This is a genomic window from Acetivibrio clariflavus DSM 19732 (assembly GCF_000237085.1).
Classification (GTDB): Bacteria; Bacillota; Clostridia; order Acetivibrionales; family Acetivibrionaceae; genus Acetivibrio; species Acetivibrio clariflavus.
On the sequence record NC_016627.1, the window covers coordinates 1,081,554 to 1,101,918 of the forward strand.

The following is a 20,365-nucleotide window of genomic DNA, read 5'->3' on the forward strand; positions in this document are numbered from 1 at the left end:
AATTAGCCATAGATGCTGTGAATGATGGACTAGATTAATAGGAAGAGCTAAGGGATGTAGGGCTCTTCCTTTTTTGTTTCTGAATGTTGAATTATTACAATAGATCATCAACATTGTTTTTATCTACCACTTCAAGTCGTGTCCAAATAATTTCTTCCTCAGGTTTTTTGCCTGTGACAAGCATATTATATAGGTATACGATAGGGTCATGACCCTGGCCGAAAGGATCCTGGCCAATGGCTGCAGCAATTATACCTTTTCTGATATATTCATATATTTCTTTGTTATAATCAAAGCATACAATGAAAGTTTTTCCGGTAAAACCCATATCTTCTACAGCTTTTGCCGAAGCAGCCATTGTTCCTCCGGTATTAAATATACCACGAATGTTGCTGTTTTTTCTGAGAAATTCTTTAACTGTATTGTAAGTTTGCTCAGGATTATCAGCACATCGAGCTTCATCAAAAACTTTTATACCCTTATGTTTTTTTAGCTCAGCAAGAATAGTATCCCTTCTGGTTTTATGAACGAAAGCATCAAGTCCTCCCGTTAGCAATACCACCTCGCCTTTTCCGTCGAGGGCTTTTGACATAAGGCGTGCCGCGAGAGTTCCCGCCGAATTTACATTAGGACCAAAATAAGCCACTCGCTTGGTTTTTTCAGGGAAATCACAGTTGTATACCATAAAAGGAATACCTTTATTATGTGCTGTTTCTAACAAAGGAATAAGCTCCGGAACAAAACCCGGTACAATTATTCCGTCAGAACCGTTTTTGATGGCTTCTTCCGTAGCTTTTATTATTTGCGGACCTACATCTTTTTGAATACCGTGATAATCTATAACAACATTTTTATCGGACAGTACTTTTTTTGCATATAAAACACCTTGACGAACACCGTACCAAAATTCATGGTCCAATGGGGATATAAAGGTTATATGAAGTTGTTTCGCACTGACTTCTTCAACCGGGACAACCGATGTTTGGAATTTTTTTACCAAATGTTCTATACCTGTAAGCATGTTTTGCAGGGATGAAGTATAATTGTTGATTTCTTCAAGCTCTGCAAGCTCTTCCTCTGTAACAGCAGCAACTTCTTGAGTTTTTGTGGATATATCCTCAGAAGCCTGATGAAGCCGGAGACTGCTTTCTCTTATTTCATGCGTGCTGTTGTTGATCAAAGTGACTTCACTGTAAACCTTCTTTATATCAGTTTCTAATGAATTGGCACTATTGCTGATAATTTCGAAGGATTCCCTGATTGAGTTAAATATTTCTTTACTGGCACCATAACTTTCAACACAACTGTCGATACTGCTGCTAACATAAGAACTGCTGCGCTCTATATTTTTCAAAATTGAATTTATTTTACCGATACTATCTTTTGTTGCCGATGATAATAGATTCATTTCATGGGCAACTACAGCAAAACCTTTTCCTGATTCCCCGGCTTTCGCTGCTTCAACAGAAGCATTAAGCCCTAAAAGCTTTAATTGCTCACTGATCTGTATAATAAATTTACCTATCTGATCTATTTGGGTAACATCCTCATTCAGCTTTTTAATATAATCCGAAGTGGTATTGAGATTATCGGATATAATATTTAACTGCTCATAGTATTCATCTAAATTTTGCACGCCGATTGATGTTGCTTGTACTGTTTTTTCAACAGATTTTTCTACTTCTTCAACACTGCGAGTGATACTCTCAATTCTTTTTCCCACTTCATCAATTTTTGCCATAGCCTCTCCCATGAGCTTAGATTGCTCTTGGGCTTTTTCGGCAACATTTCCCATACTTACTGCTATTTGCTCATTACCCAAATAGCTGTTGTTCATACTTTTTGATACATTATCTATTGCATCGGAAATGGTTATTATATTGGTTTTGGTTAATTCTATAAAACTTAACAGATTTGATTTCATGTCATTGAAGGCTCTGGCTAAAATTTCGAGTCCGCGAACTTCGTCCGGAAGTATATCACTTATATTTAATTTACCATGAGCCAAAAGTTCTGCTTGCTTGTTTACTGTATTTACTGATTTGAAAAAGTTGTGCAAAGTAGCAAACAATGCGATGGTTAATATGAGTTCAATAGCTATAATAACCATAAGAATGGGCTTGGTTGCAGAAGATGAAAATAATCCTGTATACAAGGTAAATATTGAAAAAATGAGAAATATCAGCAAAAGAGTTGATAGCGAGTAAATAAGCGTTTTGGTAAAATTTTTGCTGGACATATGTTGTTTTTGGTTATTCATAAAAACTCCTCCGTTTGACGAAATATTCCAGACATATGAGAGAACGTCAAATGTATATATTCTTTCATACTATCTGTGTTAACAATTTTTTATCTGATTACAAAACCAATAATACAGTAAAAAGTATTAATAATTAAAATTAACATAATATATGCATATCCCTACTTAATTTATATATCGGTTTAAATCGGAATAAAATTAACATTTAAGAGTATTTTATGTTGTTAAAAATATGTAATAAAAACAGTGGATAGAGGTTAGGGAATATGTTATAATAAACACGTTAAATTTTTCTCGAGAAGCTAAAACTTTTATTTATTATATCGATTGAAGATATCGGATAATTCTGTTTATAGAAAGATAAATGTTAAGTAGATTCTTATTGATTTAGAGAAATCAAGTAAATAAAAATTCTTTTGCACCTGTATTATAATTTTATTGGGGATTTTTCGGATGGATATGAATAAATTTGGTTTTGAATTTGATAACAAAAGAGAAAGTCTTTTACCTAGGACTATATGCCTGTTGGGAGCATTATTTTCTCCAATTGTAGCAATAATTTGGAGAATGTTAAATTCCAATTCGGGTATTCCGCTGAATAAGTATATTTTTATTACGTTTACTGTTATTTTTTTTGCATCCTTTATAGGTATATATGCCTTATCCTATAAAAATAAAATAATATCGAAAAATATTTACGGACTAGTCAGTATTGTCTGTTGTGTTGCCAATCTTATAATATTATACCTGGCATATTTGAAGAATTTTAAAGATAACAGTATTGTTGTTTTTCTGTTTGTATTTTTTGCGACAACACTGATTTTTGAAAAATTTACTCATCTGTTAGTTTATATGATTGCAATGGGATTTTTGACAATTGGAGCATTGATCTTTGCTAAAAATCCTGCTGTGGATAAAGGTAGTACAGTGTTAATTATGCTTCTCTTTTTGGTTGTTTCTTGTGCAAATTTGAAATTCAAAGTAGATATGACTAAAAAACTCCAGAATAAAATAGAACAGTATAAAAAGCTATTTGACTTGTCACCGCTTGGAGTTGTTATACATAAAAACGGAGAAATACTTTATGTTAACTCGACTTTTATACAAATGATGAAACTATCCGAAAGTGAAAATATTATAGGAAGACAAGTTAGTGAATTGATTCATCCTGATTACAGAAATAAAGTGAAATTTGATATTGAAAAAAGATTTGTTAATGAAAGGCTTGATTTTGTTGAACAAAAGCTTATTTTGCCTGATGAGACAATAATTGAGGTTGAAGCAGATTCCATTGAAGAGAAGCATATGGGACAATCGGTAGTTATTTGTGTGTTTAAGGATATTACTGACAGAAAGAAAACGGAAAGGATGCTTATTGAAGCGGAATCAAGGTACCGTGGGCTGCTGGAAAGTACATTAGTAGGAGTGTGCTTGTGCCAGGACAATTTTATCTATGCCAATTCTTATCTTGAAAAGCTTTTGGATTATTCAAAAGAGGAATTATATAATATGAGTTTTTTCGATATTGTTTATTTTGAGGACAGACCATTAGTTGAGCAATACGAACCCAAAAAGATGAAAAGTGACGTAATCAGTCAGTTTAGAATAGTCAGAAGAGACAAGAAAATAATTTTTGTTGAAGCTCATGCAGCGGCTACAACTTACTATGGCAATCCGACAACAATTGTTACTTTGCTTGATATTTCCCATATCAAGAAGACTGAAGAGAAAATCAAATATATAGCATATCATGATTCTTTAACAGGCCTTCCTAACCGATATATGTTAAATGATTATATTGATAAAGTAATTTCGGAAAGCAGAGCAAATGATTCACAGGTTAAAGAAATGGGCGTAATGCTGGTGGATCTTGACAGATTCAAAATAATTAACGACTCTTTAGGACATAGTTTTGGTGATGCTGTTTTAAAGGAAGCAGCACAAAAATTAAAAAGCTGTGTAGGGGATAATAATTTGGTATTCAGGTATGGCGGGGACGAATTCGTAATTCTTTTGCCGAATACCGATGCTAGCGGATGTGCAAATATTGCAAAAAATATTACCGATGCGTTTCGTCAACCTTTTTGCGTAAACGGGAAAAAGACCTTTTCTACTACCAGCATAGGGATAAGTATGTTTCCTGAAGATGGTGACAGTGCGGAAACTCTTATAAAGAATGCGGATGTAGCTATGTATGTGGTAAAGGATGTGGGAAGGAATAATTATCAATTTTATCATGAAAACTTTAACAAGGAATTGCTAAGAAAAATGGAGTTGGAAAATGATCTTAGGAAGGCATTGGACAATGATGAATTTGTTCTTTACTATCAGCCGCAAATCGATTTGAGAACAGGTAAAATAGTAGGTTTTGAAGCTCTGATAAGATGGAATCATCCGGAATACGGCTTGGTGTATCCGGCTGAGTTTATACCTCTTGCAGAGGAGACAGGTCTTATAGTGCCTATTGGAAAATGGGTAATAGAGACTGCATGCAAGCAGAACAAATCATGGCAGAATATGGATTATGGATATATACCGGTTTCAGTAAATGTATCGGCTTATCAAATACTGCATTCCGACCTTTCGGCCATAATACGCGAAGCTCTTGACAGAACAAAACTTGATCCCAAATGGCTGATTGTAGAAATAACCGAAAGCATTATGCAGGATATAGAAAAAACCGATGCTATAATTAATGAACTTAAGTCTTTTAATGTTAAAGTAGCAATTGATGATTTCGGGACAGGATATTCGACAATTGGTCTTTTGAAGAACCTTAAGTTTGATATTCTTAAAATTGATCCTTCTTTTACCGCTGATTTGAAAAAAGATAACAGTTCAGTGGATTTGGTTAAATTAATAATTGATTTTGCCTGTCAACGCAGTTATTCAATTATTGCTGAGGGAATTGAAGATGAAGAGCAGGTTAGGATACTGACTGAAAAAGGCTGTAATTGGGGTCAGGGATTCTATTATAGTAAACCAGTGCCGTACGATTCGGTTATGGATATTTTAAGCAGTATGAATTCTTAAGGGAATATTGATAAAATACACAAAATTAAAAATAAATATGAAGTAAAAGATATTCAGTAATTTCTTATTCCTTTGGAATCGATATTGACTATGTATACAAATTTTTGTTAAAATGTAATGAAAGAATTGATAAAAGGTTCATAGTTTATTTATACAAAATCAAATATTTTTTTGAGAGCATAATGATAATGATTATCAATTAACCCAAATAAAGTTTTTATAAGGATGATAAAATGTCAAAAAAGTCTATAGATTTAAAGGAACAATTGAAAAACAGCAATTATAAATTTACAGGACAGAGACAGGCTATCATGGATGTACTTATAGAGAACAGCAACAAACACCTTAGCGCAGATGAAATATATAAAATTTTGTCCCAAAGAAATACAGGGATAGGTATTGCTACAGTATATAGGACTTTGTCCATGCTTGAGAAGTTAAAATTTATTACAAAAATAAATTTGGATGATGGATGTATAAGATATCAAGTGTCTGATTTTCAGGCAGAGCATGAACACCACCACCTTATATGTGAATCTTGCGGTTGTATACAGGACATAAAGGATGATCAGTTAGAGGTCTTGGAAAAAAAGGTACTTGCTGAAAATGGGTTTCATGTTTACAACCATAAAGTAAAGCTTTATGGATTATGCAGTAAATGTTATAAAGGTTAAAAATTTTTTAATTTTTAAATGATAATGATAATTATTATCAATTGGTGGTAAATATATTATTGAGAGGGGAAATAATATATGAGTATTGTATTGGTAGGCGGACATGAGAGAATGCATGATGAGTATAAAACTATCGGAAGCAAGCATGGATGCAAAATAAAAGTATTTACGCGTTTACCGGCAAGGTTTGAAAAAACTATAGGCCAACCGGATGCTATTGTTTTATTTACAAGCACTGTGTCTCATAAAATGGTACATACTGCTGTTAAGGAGGCAAAGAGAAAAAATATACCACTCATTCGTTGCCATACTAGCAGCGGTAATTCACTGGAAGAAACTTTAAAGCAAATTTCCGATAAGTTAATCCGTAGATATAAGGGTTAGTAATAAGTATATTTTAAAAAAACGAACAGGAGGAAATAAGTATGAAGAAAATTTCAATTATCTACTGGAGCGGAACGGGAAATACGCAAAAAATGGCTGAAGCAGTAGCAGAGGGGGCAAGAGAAGGAGGGAATGAAGTCAAATTGCTTAGTGTAGACAGTGCAAGCAAGGAAGATGTTTTAAATTCGGATGCAGTTGCTTTTGGCTGCCCTTCCATGGGATGTGAGCAGCTTGAAGAGATAGAAATGGAGCCTTTTATCTGTGAGATAGAAAAAGAGAATATAAGCGGCAAACCCGTTGCATTGTTTGGGTCCTATGACTGGGGAGACGGTCAGTGGATGCGTGATTGGGAAGACAGGATGAAAGCTTCAGGGGTTAACTTAATTGCTGAGGGGCTGACAATACAAAATACTCCCGATGATGATGGATTAAAAAGGTGTAAAGAATTAGGGAAAAAGTTAAGTGGTATATAGAGTTTGTGCTGGAAAGTCCCCAATCAGAAGGTGACAGTGATTTCACTTTTCATTAATGCCATTTCAAAAATTGTGATTTTTAATTTTTGAAATGGCATTAATGGAATTTTTAAATTAACTGTTTATTAAATTTTAATCCTTTAAAAATTGGATGCTGAATTATAAAAAAATGACATGCCGCTTGCAGAGCTATATAAGAGTTTGAAATATGGGGTAGGTTTTATAAAGAACGCTTGGAATTTGAGGGAAAGCAGGAGGAAGTAGGTGTTTTGGCATGGATAAATTATTAAGACTGAAGTTTGCAGAAATATTGAGGACATTAGACGGAAGAGAATACATAGAAGCGGTGATCGCATTTGCATCAGCACCGACAATACAAGGAAAAAAGCCTTCCTCCCTAATGAATTTTAATTGGTGTGGAAAGAATACAGCAGCGCTTTGGGAAAAATACGGAAAAGAGATATGTGAGTCGTTTAAATTGGAATTTTTTGAGCTAAAGAGTGATGGCGACAGTAAATTAATACTTTTATATCGCAAAAAATTGCTGGAATGGTATGTAAATCACCCCAGAAACCAATCATTCTTAAAAAAGATGGGATATGATACTGAAGCTACTCTGGAACAGAAACTGAACATTTTAAAACAGCGCTTTGAGAGTTTTTGCCCGCACGAAATAGGGATTTTTCTCGGTATGCCCGTTGAAGATGTGGAAGGTTTTATTGAACATAAGGGGAAGAATTGTTTGCTGTGCAAGTATTGGAAAGTATATTGCAATCCTAAGCGTGCTGAATTGCTTTTTAATGCGTATGATAAAGCCAGAAACAATATGGCAGAGTTTTTAGTCGAATTAAATGAAAGTAGAATGGCAAAATGCTGCCAGACCTATTCTGCATAATATTTTATACATATACTAACTGAAATTTAAGAAATTTTCAAAGAAGACTGATTGACTTGTTGGGAAATAATGGGAAGAGTTTGCTGAATGAAAATATCTAAAATAGCGAGTTTAGTTATAAATTATAGAGGCTGTAATCATCTTGACAATTGGTGAGAAATTTGGTAACATAACAAAAAATGCTTAAATGCGTTGATAGGGAGAAAGCGCTGACTTATAGTGCTTTAGAGAGCTGTTGGTTGCTGAAAAACAGTGCACAGGTCAGAATGTGAACTCGCCCTGGAGCAGTCAGCTGAAAGTTTACAGGATGTTTTTTCTGGAAATCAGTAGGCGGAGACCGGTTTCTCACCGTTAAATAGAGAGGCATTCATGAAATTATGGATGCAGTAAGTGGGTATGTTAAGTACCAAGAAGAGTGGTACCACGGAAGTGTTGTGCTTTCGTCTCTGGCTAAGAGGCGAAAGCTTTTTTAGTCTTTAATTTGATCGGTATATATAGATTTTGATATATATTTATGCATATTAATAAATATATAAAAGGCGGTATAAAAACCGACCAGAGAAATATATAGGAGGAAATTATTATGAAACTAGCGTTTTCAACTCTAGGTTGTCCTGACTTCAGCTGGAACGACATTTATTCTATGGCAAAGGATTTCGGGTTTGACGGAATCGAAATCCGAGGGCTTGGCAATGAAATATTTGCAGTTAATGCACAACCTTTTAAGGAGGACCAGCTGCCGCATACGCTAAAAAAACTTTCAGAGCTGCATCTTGAAATTCCTTGCCTCTCTTCCGGTTGTTGCCTGAAGATAGCTGAGAACGCCGACAAGAACTATGAAGAGATTATACAGTATATCGATCTGGCTTCCAAGATTGGTACCCCTTATGTACGTGTTTTGGCAGATCAGGAACCAAGTCCGAATGGTGAAGTGGATGATAACGTTGTTCTTGCTGCGCTGCAGCGTTTAGTGCCGGCAGCGGAAGAAAAGGGAGTGACACTTCTTGTAGAAACAAACGGTGTATATGCCGATACAGCCCGTTTATGTTCACTTCTTAATAATATACCGAGCGACGCAGTAGCAGCTTTGTGGGATGTACATCATCCTTACAGATTTTTTGGAGAGAAACCGGAAAAAACAGTTAAGAATCTTGGGGCATATATAAAATACGTACATATAAAAGATTCGGTAATGGAAAATGGTGTGCCTAAATACAAAATGTTAGGAGAAGGGGATCTTCCTATTGACGAAATTATGTTGGCATTGGATTCCATCAACTACGAAGGTTACATTTCCCTTGAATGGGTTAAACGCTGGGCATCTGACCTTGATGATGCCGGTGTGGTTTTCCCTAACTTTGCAAACTATATGGAACGCTATATGAAAAAGAGAGTTCAAAAAGGACGTTTATATGATAATAGAGCTAAAACAGGTAAATATTTGTGGGAAAAAGATAAACTGATAGATTTGACATTCCCTGAGGTGCTTGACAGAATAGTAGAAGAGTTTCCCAATCAATATGCCTTTAGATATACAACTTTGGATTATACCAGAACTTATGCAGAATTCCGTGACGATGTAGATACTTTTGCACGTTCACTTATTGCATTAGGTGTTAAACCGGGAGATCATGTTGCTGTTTGGACAACTAATGTTCCGCAATGGTTTATTGCCTTTTGGGCAGTTACAAAAATTGGAGCAGTTTTAGTAACTGTAAATACTGCATATAAGATTTATGAAGCAGAGTATCTCTTACGTCAATCAGATACTCATACACTGATAATGATAGATGGATTTAAAGATTCAAATTATGTAAATATTATTAAAGAACTATGTCCTGAACTGGAAAATTCCGAGCCGGGAAAACCGCTGTATATAAAGAGATTACCTTTCTTACGCAATATTATTACCATAGGTTGTAAGGTAAAAGGATGTCTGACTTGGGAAGAGGCTATTGCACTTTCTGAAAAAGTACCGGTTGAGGAAGTCTATCGCCGTGCACGTTCATTGGATAAACACGATGTCTGCAATATGCAATACACATCAGGAACAACCGGTTTTCCGAAAGGTGTTATGTTAACTCATTACAATGTTATAAATAATGGAAAAACTATAGGCGATTGCATGGATTTGTCAACTGCCGACCGTATGTTGATACATGTTCCTATGTTCCATTGCTTCGGTATGGTTTTAGCAATGACGGCTGCAGTGACACACGGTAGTACTATGTCACCTATTCCTTATTTTTCACCTAAACAGTCGCTTGAGTGCATTACTAAAGAGAAGATAACTGTCTGTCATGGTGTTCCGACCATGTTTATAGCAATGCTGGAGCACGAAGATTTTGACAAGACAGATTTCTCACATATGAGGACGGGAATTATGGCAGGAAGTCCATGTCCTGTAAAAGTTATGCAGGATGTAGTAAATAAGATGAATATGTCTGAGATTACTATTGTTTATGGCCAGACAGAAGCTTCTCCAGGATGTACTCAAAGCCGTGTAGACGATCCTATTGAGGTACGTGTCAACACAGTGGGACGTCCGCTTCCAGGTATTGAATGTAAAATTGTCGATCCTGTGACAGGAGAAGATTTACCTGACAATGTAGATGGGGAATTTGTTGCCAGAGGTTACAATATTATGAAAGGCTATTACAAAATGCCGGAAGCAACAGCGGCTGCTATTGATAAAGACGGCTGGCTTCATACCGGAGATATGGCAAGACGCGATGAAAACGGTAATTTCAAAATTACCGGACGTATAAAAGATATGATTATACGCGGTGGAGAGAATATTTATCCTAAAGAGATTGAAGACTTTATATATACTCACCCCAAAGTAAGGGATGTTCAGGTTATAGGTGTGCCGGATGTGCAATATGGCGAAGAGATAATGGCATGTGTTATTCTTAAAGATGGTGAAACACTTACTGAGGAGGAACTCAGGGATTACATCCGTGCCAACCTGGCAAAACACAAAACTCCTAAATACATAGAATTTGTAACTGAGTTCCCGATGAATGCAGCAGGAAAGATTTTGAAATATAAAATGAGAGAACAGGCTATTGAAAAGCTTGGTCTCCAAGCAGCCAGCAAGATTGAAACGGCATAGAGATGTTGAAATAATATAAAATATGTTGCTGTGGAATTTAAGTAATAACACATTAGTATAAAAGTGCGGAGATTATGAATCTCTGCACTTTTTATGCAAAAGGAAGATTTTATAGATAAGAAAACTTGAAAATAAAGCAAATTGATAATATATGATTAGATGTAAAAAGTAACTCAATGTCGCTGCTTAGAAAATCTTTAGACTGTAAAATAATAAAATTAAAGTTTATTGCAAACAATAGTGGGTATAAATTAGTAAACACCTAATATAAAAAAATACGTTTTTGTTGATATATAGACAAGGAGGAATAACCATGTCAAAGGATTTTTATACAGCAGTGGCCGATAGGAGAACATATTACGGAATAAGTAAAGAGTCGGTAGTTTCCGATGAAAGAATAAAGGAAATAATTGAGCATACAGTAAAGCATACCCCCTCAGCTTTCAACTCCCAAAGTACAAGAATTGTTTTGCTGTTGAGAAATCACCATGATAAATTGTGGGATATAACTAAAGAGGCTTTGAGGAAAATCGTTCCTCCGGAACAATTCAGCTCTACCGAGGATAAGATAAATTCTTTCAGAAATGGATACGGAACCATTTTGTTCTTTGAAGACAATACAGTAATTCAGTCCTTACAGAAGCAGTTTGAATTGTACAAGGACAACTTCCCGATATGGGCACAGCAATCCAACGGCATGCACCAGTTTATTCTTTGGACAGCATTGGAAATTGAAGGATTTGGTGTTTCATTGCAGCATTACAATGAGCTTATCGAGAATGAAGTAAAAAAAGAATGGGGCATACCGGAAAATTGGAAGCTTATTGCTCAAATGCCTTTTGGCAAGCCAACGGCAAATCCCGGTGAAAAGGAAATTCAACCATTGGAAAACCGTATAAAGATATTCGGATAAGGTTATCGAGTTTATAATAATTAAAAGTTTGCATCCAAAAAAGGTTGCAAACTTTTTTGTTTGCTGCCAGTTTACAAAACTTGAACAATTATTATATTGATTTAAGTATCATTGTGAGATAGAATTTTACTATAATAGTTGTATTTTAAAAGTTATGATGCTTTTGAATTTATATGTTTGATTTACAAGGTAAGTAAGTTTTTAGTGGCTATTTTATAATATACTTTGAAAGAGATTGTTTCATGCCAATGACAGCAGGTTACATAAGTAGAGTTGTTGAAAAGCTAATAAGGGAAGTTGAATTTATTCCTGTAACCAAAGATGTCAAAGGTGCATTTTCAACCGGACAAAATAATATTGTATTAAAAAAGGTTGTAGGTAAAAAAGAAAGGGTACTTGAGATTTATAATTGTGATTTACTAAATGCGAAGGAAATAACCTCGGATATATTTTCTTATAAGCACAAAACCGAAGAATCAATGGGTGGAGATATCGGTATTTCATATATAAAGGTTCTCATTTTTTCAGAAAAACCTTCCGATTCCTTAATCAAGGATATTAATAATGCTTATAGGGAGAGAATAGAAGAAAAGAATGATACGGTCTGCATGGCTATTTCTCTTAAAGATAGGGAAGTATTCATCGCAAAAGGAATTGTTTATCCTTACCATATAATATATGATGCCTTTACTAAAGCGTTCGAAGAAGCTGATGAGAATTACGAAGTGGATATTGTAAAAGTGCTGGAGGAGAAGAAGGCAGAAAATAAACCGGAAATTATTGTTGAAAACCAAGAACAGTGAGGATGTAAAAAATCTTGTGTATAAGAGATTGAATGTTCTCCTTCTTGGCAAGAATTAGTAATAAGAAAAGCTAAGGAGGAGAATTTTATGTCAACACTATCAAAAGAACATATAAAGCAATTAGTTCGGGAAAATAATTTCCAAAGCGTATCAGATGTAAATGCATATCTAAAAGACATTTTTAAAGATATTATTCAAGAACTGCTTGAGGCAGAACTTGAAGCAGAATTGGGTTATGCAAAAGATGATGTGGCAAATAAAAATACCGATAATAGCCGTAATGGTTATACACCAAAAAAATAAAAAGTGAGTTTGGTGAAATTGATATACAAGTGCCTAGAGATCGTAAAGGAGAATTTCAACCTAAAATTATCCCAAAATATCAGCGTAATGTTTCCGGAATTGAGGAAAAAGTTATAGCTCTATATGCAAGGGGAATGTCTACAAGAGATATTAGTCAACAAATTGAAGAACTTTATGGATTCAGCCTGTCTCCGGAGATGGTTAGCAAGATTACTGACAGAATTGCTCCAGAAATAAAAGAATGGCAGCAAAGACCTCTTGAACCTATATATTCTTTTATATTTATGGACGCAATTCATTATAAGGTAAAGGATGAAGGAAGAATAACAAACCGGGCAGCTTACGTTGTTCTAGGAGTTACTATTGATGGATATAAAGATATCTTAGGGATATGGATTGGTGACAATGAATCCTCAAAGTTTTGGCTTGGTGTACTGAATGACCTTAAAAATAGAGGAGTACAGGATGTTTTAATTTTTTGTGTTGATGGACTTACCGGACTTAAGGAAGCCATAAATGCTGCATATCCAAAATCTGAAGTGCAGCGTTGCATAATACATCAGCTGAGAAATTCTTTTAAGTATGTGCCATACAAAGACCTAAAAGCATTTAGTAATGATTTCAAAGAAGTATATCATGCTATTAATGAAGAAATAGCATTAGAAAAACTTTATGAACTTAAAGAAAAGTGGGGAAAGGAATATCCTTTTGCAATACGTAGTTGGGAAAATAACTGGGATGTTATAAGTCCATTTTTCAAATTTCCAGAAGAAATACGAAAAATAATTTATACTACAAATATAATTGAAGGACTACATCGTCAGTTTCGTAAGGTCACAAAAACAAAAACAATATTTCCAACAGACAGTTCACTAGAAAAGATTTTATATTTAGCATCAATGAATGTAGTAAAAAAATGGACACAACGTTACAAAAACTGGGATAGAGTACTTAGCCAATTGGTAATCCAATATCCAGGTAGGCTGGAAGAGTATATTTAAGAGCATTCACCCCCACCGCCCTCAAGGGCTCATCCTCATCGCCGGATGGGCTAGACCTCACAAAATTAAAAATATAGGTTTAAAAGGCTAATACTGACCATTATAAATGATTATTGCCAGATTTAATCAAGTTTATGTATAAAACTTAATAAATCCGGCAATAATATATAATGAAAAGGCAATAAAAAACAATATTCTGTAAACCTTGTCAACTAAAATTTACTTGCTAAAGAAGGATTACATAAATTATGATACACAAAATTACTTACATTCCCAGAACAAGTATATTTTTGATACTTTTTGCTTTCGGTTTTCAGTTGTTTACTTTCTGTTTTTTTTTGATGACTGGTATTATTAATATGTTGGTTGGAGCTCTTCCGTTTTTTGATTTAAATCCACTGTTTTTTGTAATAAACATAATATTTATGTTGACTGCAGGTCTTGTGGCAGAGAATAATTTTAGAAGTATGAAGCTGTTTATCATAATGTTAACCTGCGGAATACTTAATGCAATTCTAATTGGCATATTTAATGTATATATGTGTATTGTACCTATTATTGGGGTTTTGTTATATATGAGATATAGGGCAGGGGATATATTCAGTAAGGCAAAATATATACATATTATCATTGTTATCTATGTATTTTTTTTAATAGTGTATGGAGTATATATTGGTGCTGTCTTTGTTATGGAGCCAATTGCAGGAATAATTCCGGGTTTTTGTACTGCAGGTATATTAGGGTTTGAAGGTGATATAATAGATTCAAATTTAAAAAAGAGACTGTCTTTAATTCTTTTGATATATGTTTTGGCGGTTGCACTAAAACGGATATTAATCTTTTAATTTTTTTTATAAAATCTCAGGAGAATCGAATTCTTGAGTATTTCCGTCTTTCACGACCTTCAGAAAGGATTAAATAAAAAACACCGGTTAAATCATTTGTTAACCGGCGTTTGATTTCATTTTGACAATTTACCTAATTATATTAGTCTTTGAATTCTTTCCCTTACCTTTGTTTCTCCCATAATCTGTTGAATCTCCCATAGGTCCGGTGAAGTGCTGCGGCCAACAAGAGCTATTCTGATAACGGTGCTCACATCACCTACATGGCCCTTATACATTTCGGGGTTTTTCTTATAGTCTTTCGGCTTTGCAGCATATCCGTTGGCAACGGCTATATCCCTTACTTTGTCAAACCATTGGGTCTGGTCGTCATTATGGTTATAAGTTTCCAAATAAGCCTTCAATATATTTTTAGCTTCTTCTTCAGTTATATTTTCAGGGTATGGGTCTTCTATTTTAAAATATTCGTCAAAGAAATAACTGATAAACTCAAAAATTTGTTCGCAGTATATCAGATCTTTACGCGGTTTGTCGGAATTTCTTCCTACTGCCAGCAGTTTTGTTACAGCATCTTTATGCTCAGTTAAAAGAGTTACTATTTCCTGCTTATATTGCTTAGCCCAATTTAGAAGAAAATCATATATTTCTTCTGCAGGAATCTTAGCCATGACGTTTTTGCTTATATCATTCAATTTGTTTAAGTCGAACAGAGCACCGGAATTGCTCATTTTTTCCAAACTAAAGGGAAAATCGAATATGCTGGCATCAGGGTTTGCAATACGCCATTCTTCGAAATTGGAATTTAAAATTGTCATGAGATATTCCCTTACTGTTGCAGGGTGATACCCCAATTTCATATAATACTCCAATCCCAATTCGGGGTCTTTTCTTTTGGAAAGCTTTCTCTTTACCCCTTCATCTATCTTCATCAAATGAGCTGTGTGGCAGTAAACGGGATGTTCCCAGCCTAATGTTTTAAAAAGTTCATAGTGTATAGGCAGGGTTGAAAGCCATTCCTCTCCTCTTACCACATGGGTAACTCTCATCAAATGGTCATCCACCACATGGGCAAAATGATAAGTGGGAATACCGTTTGCTTTGAGGATTACAATGTCCTGATTGTTTTCAGGCATTGAAAGACGGCCTCTTATAGCATCGTCAATTTCGAAATTAACTTCCGGATTTCCCAGTGATTTAAAACGAAGTACAAAGCTCTCATTGTTATCTAAATGTTTTTGTATATCTTCCAAAGACATATCTCTGCATTTTGCCCATTTACCGTAATAACCGGTAGTTACATTTTGGGATATCTGTTCATTCCTTATTTGCTCCAATTCTTCCTCGGAACAGAAGCAGGGATAGGCTCTGCCTATTTCAACCAAATATTTGGCAACAGTCTGGTAAATTTCTGCACGTTTACTTTGATAATAGGGACCGTAGTTGCCTATTTCACCATCAACACTTGCTCCTTCATCAAATTTTAAACCGAAGTACTCCAGGGAAGAAATTATAAGTTCTACTGCACCTTCCACTTTACGTTTGTCGTCAGTATCCTCTATACGAAGCATAAAAATTCCGTTGCTTTGACGGGCTAAACGTTCATCTACAAACGCACCGTAAAGATTGCCAAGGTGTATAAAACCAGTCGGGCTTGGTGCAAGTCTTGTAACTTTGGCACCTTCACTTAAATTCCTATTTGGAAATACAGTCTCTTCATAATAAGATATTGACTTAGTAATGTTTGGAAAAAGTAAATCAGCTAACTTTTTACAGTCCATATTTTTACCTCGCGTTTCATTGTAATTAAAATTAAAGACGGCCTATTTGTCAACTTAACAAAAAACCGCCTGTTTTGTATCTTTATCAATTAAGAATATTAAATACAATTATATTGGCTTACCTTATTTTATATCAAAACAATGGTTCTTATTTACAATTGAATATTATACAACGAAAATGTAAATTTATCAATAATAATAGTATTATTACTCAACAATCCTATATTCCCAATAAGCATGGTTTGACCATTTTGTTCCTTTAGTTACAAATGTGTAATCTTCATTGTTATATTTTGAAAAATATAATTTGTTGCCATATTTGTTAAGGTCCCAATAGAAAACCTTGAGCTGGTTTTGAAAATTATCCACCATCTCTTCATTTCCGATTCCCACTAAGCATCTATAGGATGGAAGGCTGTCTCCCCATATTTCCACAGACAGAGTTTTTTCTTTGCCGATATAATTTTCAAATTCATCGGTTGTAAGTGTGGTACCGGAAGAAGGTGTCCGGTATATATTACCGGTATCGTTAAACTTAATATTTCTGCCATAGGTTTTGCTTGTCGGAAGCATGCAGACATAAGACGTTCCCACAAAAACATCTTTTATAAAGTCAAAATCGGTGTAGAGGTCAATTCTTGACGGTTTTATAATATATGTTCTCCTGACAGAGGCATATTTAGTTTGGTCGTTCAGTGTAAGATATGTATCTTCAATTATTTTAAGTTCCTCAACTGTCTCTTTTTGACCTGTACTCAAGGAAAACTCCTTATTTTTTATATTGTCATACAACTTGAAACTTTGCAGTATTTCATTGTAATGACTTCCTCCGGAGAATTGATAGGGGGTATTTACATTGTCGGTTACTCTCAGGACATATTCCCAGTCCGATGAGCTTCCGGCTAAAAGAATAGCATCTTTTGACGGAATCTGATTGTCTTTTGAAAGATACCAGCTGCGCAGATTCCATGTTCCGTTGCTTTTATTTTCAATTCGTATAAAACTTTTTTTGCCGTTACTCATAGAAAAATAGATATCAATGTTTTTCTGGTCTTTCCTCAGTACTGTAAGTCCATTGTTGGGTTTGGCAGCAGTTGATGGAGTAGGAGTGGATGGTTGGACAGCGATAGATGGTTTGGCGTGTACTGCGGATTTTACGACGGCGGCAGATTGGGGAAGAGAATATATGCTGGTAAAGGGTGCAGTATTGTTGTTTTTTGAAGAACTATATTTTAAAGCTTGTATATTTGTATAACTTGCTATTCTGTTAATGTTGGCGCTAAGCAATAAACTTGCTGTAAAAATAAACAAAATTATATAGCGTACTGCTTTTTTTCTCATTTCAGGATCTCCCTTTTATGTCATTGTATTTTGTTAGTTACAAAATATTATCATTTGCTGCATGAATTGTAAAGTTTGTACTAAAAAAATAATACAGGTGATAAAAACGCATAATAAGGATATATATTAATTCTTTACAAATTAGAAAAATATTATAAGTGGAAATTTAATAGGTATGAAGTGTAATTCAGAGTTAATTGCATTTTATTATATGTAATATTTAGATATATGGGCAGTTTATAAAAATTGACTGAATTTATTGAACTTAACTATAAAATATAGTATATTGAATTTTAGTGTATTTAATCAAAGAATTTTTTATCTTACATATATCATGGAGAATAAGGGTTGAAAATTAGGAAGGGAATATGTAATGGGGAATATTTTTGACTTTTTCAATTATAACAAACCCGGTCCAGGCGTACCTAAAGATGAGCCGCCAAAACCGAGGATTGTAGTGTTTTTTCAAATTTATTTCGACAAGTTTTGGGATCTCATGAAACTTAATCTTATGTTTTCATTTTTTAATATACCGGCTTTAATACTAGTATATTTTTTGTTTTCGTTATTTTTTAGTTCTGTGAAAAGTTCTTTAACAGAAGATGGGACTTTCTTCAGTCTTGTTTTATTTACTTCCATCAGCTCAGTATTTCTAAGTGTTCCGGTTATTACAACAGGACCTTCTCAGGCCGGTTTTACATTTGTTTTGCGGAATTTTTCAAGGCGTGAGCATGTCTTTCTTATGTCGGATTTTAAAGAGAATATTGGAAAAAACTTTAAACAAGCCCTTGCAATATGCATGATTGATTTTTTTGTAGTTCTTTTCCTGTTAGTTGACATTTATATTTGCATAAATTCGGGTATGGACAGATTACTGGCATATTTAATGATATACATTATCATATTTGTTTTGATTCTGTTTTTAATGATGCATTTATATATTTATCCCATGCTTGTGACTTTTGAACTTTCGATAAAGCATATTTATAAAAATGCCTTGATTTTTGCAATAGCAAAATTTATACCGAATCTCGGGATTCTGCTGTTGTGCTTTGCAATCTCGGCATTGCCTTTTTTGATATATCTTCCTGCGGCAATATTGTTGTTTCCGATTATTACATTGAGTACTGTTGGATTTATTACAAACTTTTATGCTTTCCCGACACTGGAAAAGTATATGATTAAGAAAGAATAAGTATTTATAAGGCTTAGTACTATATTTTAAAACGGATAAAATACTGCAAAGCACTGACTTTGCTTTTTTTATTATTTATGATTTAGTATAAACAGTGGAGGTTATTGAAAAATGTCCGGTGTACTGATGGATAAATCAAAACCTGATTCAGAAGAGGATAAATGGGTAGGGACCTGGGCGACTGCACTGCAGCAGGTTGAAGAGTCTAATATGCCTCCGGAACCCGGGCTTTCAAACAATACCCTGCGCCAGGTAGTTCGTGTCTCATTAGGTGGAAATCGAATAAGAGTAAAGTTTTCCAATGAATATGGGAATTCGGAACTTACTTTGAATTTAGTACAAATAGCTGTATCATCGGGCAAAGGAAAAGTAAAATCGGGAACTGAGAAATTATTGACCTTTGAAGGGAAAAAATCTGTTACAATTCCGGCAGGCGGAACCGTTACATCCGATACTGTTGATTATTGTTTACCTAAACTTACGGATATAGCTATTACAATTTATTTTGGAAATGCGCCTACTGTCCTGACAGGCCATCCCGGTTCAAGGACAACATCCTATATACTGCCCGGAAATGGGATTGACAGTTTGAATATATCGACAGCTGTGCCTACAGAACATTGGTATGTAATAGCTGGAATAGACGTTATTACATGTGCTTTATGCAATGCAGTTGTTGCATTGGGGGACTCAATTACCGATGGAAGAGGCTCTACAACGGATATGCAAAACCGATGGACTGATAATCTTGCTAAACGTCTGCAGGCAAATACTGCTACAGCGGGTATTGGAGTACTTAATATGGGAATAGGCGGAAATACTGTTTTGCAAGGAGGATTGGGGCCAAGTGCCGTTGAGCGGTTTGAAAGGGACGTACTTTCACAAAGTGGTGTCCGTTATTTGATAATATTTGAAGGGGTCAATGATATAGGAATAAACAATAATTTGAAAGTAACAACAGATTTGATAAATACCTATAAGAGCTTCATAGATAAAGCCCATGCCAATAATATTCTGGTTTATGGTGCAACAATTTTACCCTTTGGGGGATCGCAATATGATAGTGCCATTAATGAGCAAGCTAGGCAGACGGTAAACGACTGGATCAGAACTTCAGGGGAATTTGATGCTGTGATAGATTTCGATGCAGCTTTAAGAGATACGAAGGATTTTACAAGACTTAAGGAAATCTATGACAGTGGTGACCATTTGCATCCAAATGCTGAAGCTTATAAAAAGATGGCTGAAATTGTGGATCTTGATTTATTTGCAAAAAATGACCGATAATATTTATGAAAAGTATTCCAAGTATATTGTTTTTTACATGAGAATGAATATAAATTTGGAGTGTG

General features: G+C 34.7%; 14 protein-coding genes, 1 pseudogene and 1 other annotated feature. Of the genes and pseudogenes, 12 read left to right on the forward strand and 3 right to left on the reverse strand.

The genetic code is table 11. The features are described 5' to 3' along the window. Nucleotides 1-94: 94 nt before the first annotated feature. Entirely contained in the window at nt 95-2,260 is a 2,166-nt protein-coding gene (locus CLOCL_RS04520; RefSeq protein ID WP_014254229.1) for a substrate-binding domain-containing protein, read from the reverse strand. A 453-nt stretch (nt 2,261-2,713) separates the two neighbouring features. Between CLOCL_RS04520 and CLOCL_RS04525 the strand changes: the two genes are divergently transcribed. The 10 genes and pseudogenes from CLOCL_RS04525 to CLOCL_RS04570 all read left to right on the forward strand — a co-directional run bounded on the left by CLOCL_RS04525 (nt 2,714) and on the right by CLOCL_RS04570 (nt 14,699). After that, nucleotides 2,714-5,293 carry an EAL domain-containing protein gene (locus CLOCL_RS04525; protein ID WP_148263772.1) on the forward strand — a complete coding sequence of 860 codons (2,580 nt, stop codon included), beginning with the start codon at nt 2,714-2,716 and terminating at the stop codon, nt 5,291-5,293. A 233-nt stretch (nt 5,294-5,526) separates the two neighbouring features. Then, entirely contained in the window at nt 5,527-5,967 is a 441-nt protein-coding gene (locus tag CLOCL_RS04530; RefSeq protein WP_014254231.1) for a Fur family transcriptional regulator, read from the forward strand. Between the two features lie 78 nt (nt 5,968-6,045). Further along, complete coding sequence (locus CLOCL_RS04535; RefSeq protein WP_014254232.1) at nt 6,046-6,351, forward strand: DUF2325 domain-containing protein; 306 nt, start codon at nt 6,046-6,048, stop codon at nt 6,349-6,351. Nucleotides 6,352-6,392: 41 nt separating this feature from the next. Beyond that, entirely contained in the window at nt 6,393-6,824 is a 432-nt protein-coding gene (locus CLOCL_RS04540; protein WP_014254233.1) for a flavodoxin, read from the forward strand. Nucleotides 6,825-7,098: 274 nt separating this feature from the next. Next, nucleotides 7,099-7,719 (forward strand): DUF3793 family protein, encoded by a 621-nt coding sequence (locus CLOCL_RS04545; protein ID WP_014254234.1) that lies wholly within the window; start codon nt 7,099-7,101, stop codon nt 7,717-7,719. A gap of 183 nt (nt 7,720-7,902) precedes the next feature. Further along, nucleotides 7,903-8,170: a binding site (T-box leader), on the forward strand. Nucleotides 8,171-8,302: 132 nt separating this feature from the next. Then, complete coding sequence (locus CLOCL_RS04550; RefSeq protein WP_014254235.1) at nt 8,303-10,834, forward strand: AMP-binding protein; 2,532 nt, start codon at nt 8,303-8,305, stop codon at nt 10,832-10,834. 313 nt (nt 10,835-11,147) lie between these two features. Continuing rightward, a complete protein-coding gene (locus CLOCL_RS04555; protein ID WP_014254236.1) occupies nt 11,148-11,747 on the forward strand; it encodes a nitroreductase family protein in 600 nt (199 codons plus the stop codon). 242 nt (nt 11,748-11,989) lie between these two features. After that, entirely contained in the window at nt 11,990-12,550 is a 561-nt protein-coding gene (locus tag CLOCL_RS04560) for a hypothetical protein (RefSeq protein ID WP_014254237.1), read from the forward strand. Nucleotides 12,551-12,637: 87 nt separating this feature from the next. Then, a pseudogene (locus CLOCL_RS04565) lies at nt 12,638-13,854 on the forward strand (IS256 family transposase). 359 nt (nt 13,855-14,213) lie between these two features. After that, on the forward strand, nt 14,214-14,699 hold the full coding sequence (locus CLOCL_RS04570; RefSeq protein ID WP_144687082.1) for a hypothetical protein: 486 nt from the start codon (nt 14,214-14,216) through the stop codon (nt 14,697-14,699). 137 nt (nt 14,700-14,836) lie between these two features. Here CLOCL_RS04570 and gltX read toward each other — a convergent pair whose 3' ends face one another. After that, on the reverse strand, nt 14,837-16,477 hold the full coding sequence (gene gltX / locus CLOCL_RS04575; protein WP_014254239.1) for a glutamate--tRNA ligase: 1,641 nt from the start codon (nt 16,475-16,477) through the stop codon (nt 14,837-14,839). A gap of 207 nt (nt 16,478-16,684) precedes the next feature. Beyond that, entirely contained in the window at nt 16,685-17,818 is a 1,134-nt protein-coding gene (locus tag CLOCL_RS04580) for a hypothetical protein (RefSeq protein ID WP_014254240.1), read from the reverse strand. Nucleotides 17,819-18,191: 373 nt separating this feature from the next. On the opposite strand from CLOCL_RS04580, the gene CLOCL_RS04585 reads away from it, so the two are divergent. Beyond that, complete coding sequence (locus CLOCL_RS04585; protein ID WP_014254241.1) at nt 18,192-19,013, forward strand: DUF624 domain-containing protein; 822 nt, start codon at nt 18,192-18,194, stop codon at nt 19,011-19,013. Nucleotides 19,014-19,124: 111 nt separating this feature from the next. After that, nucleotides 19,125-20,300 (forward strand): SGNH/GDSL hydrolase family protein, encoded by a 1,176-nt coding sequence (locus CLOCL_RS04590; RefSeq protein WP_014254242.1) that lies wholly within the window; start codon nt 19,125-19,127, stop codon nt 20,298-20,300. Nucleotides 20,301-20,365: the final 65 nt, after the last annotated feature.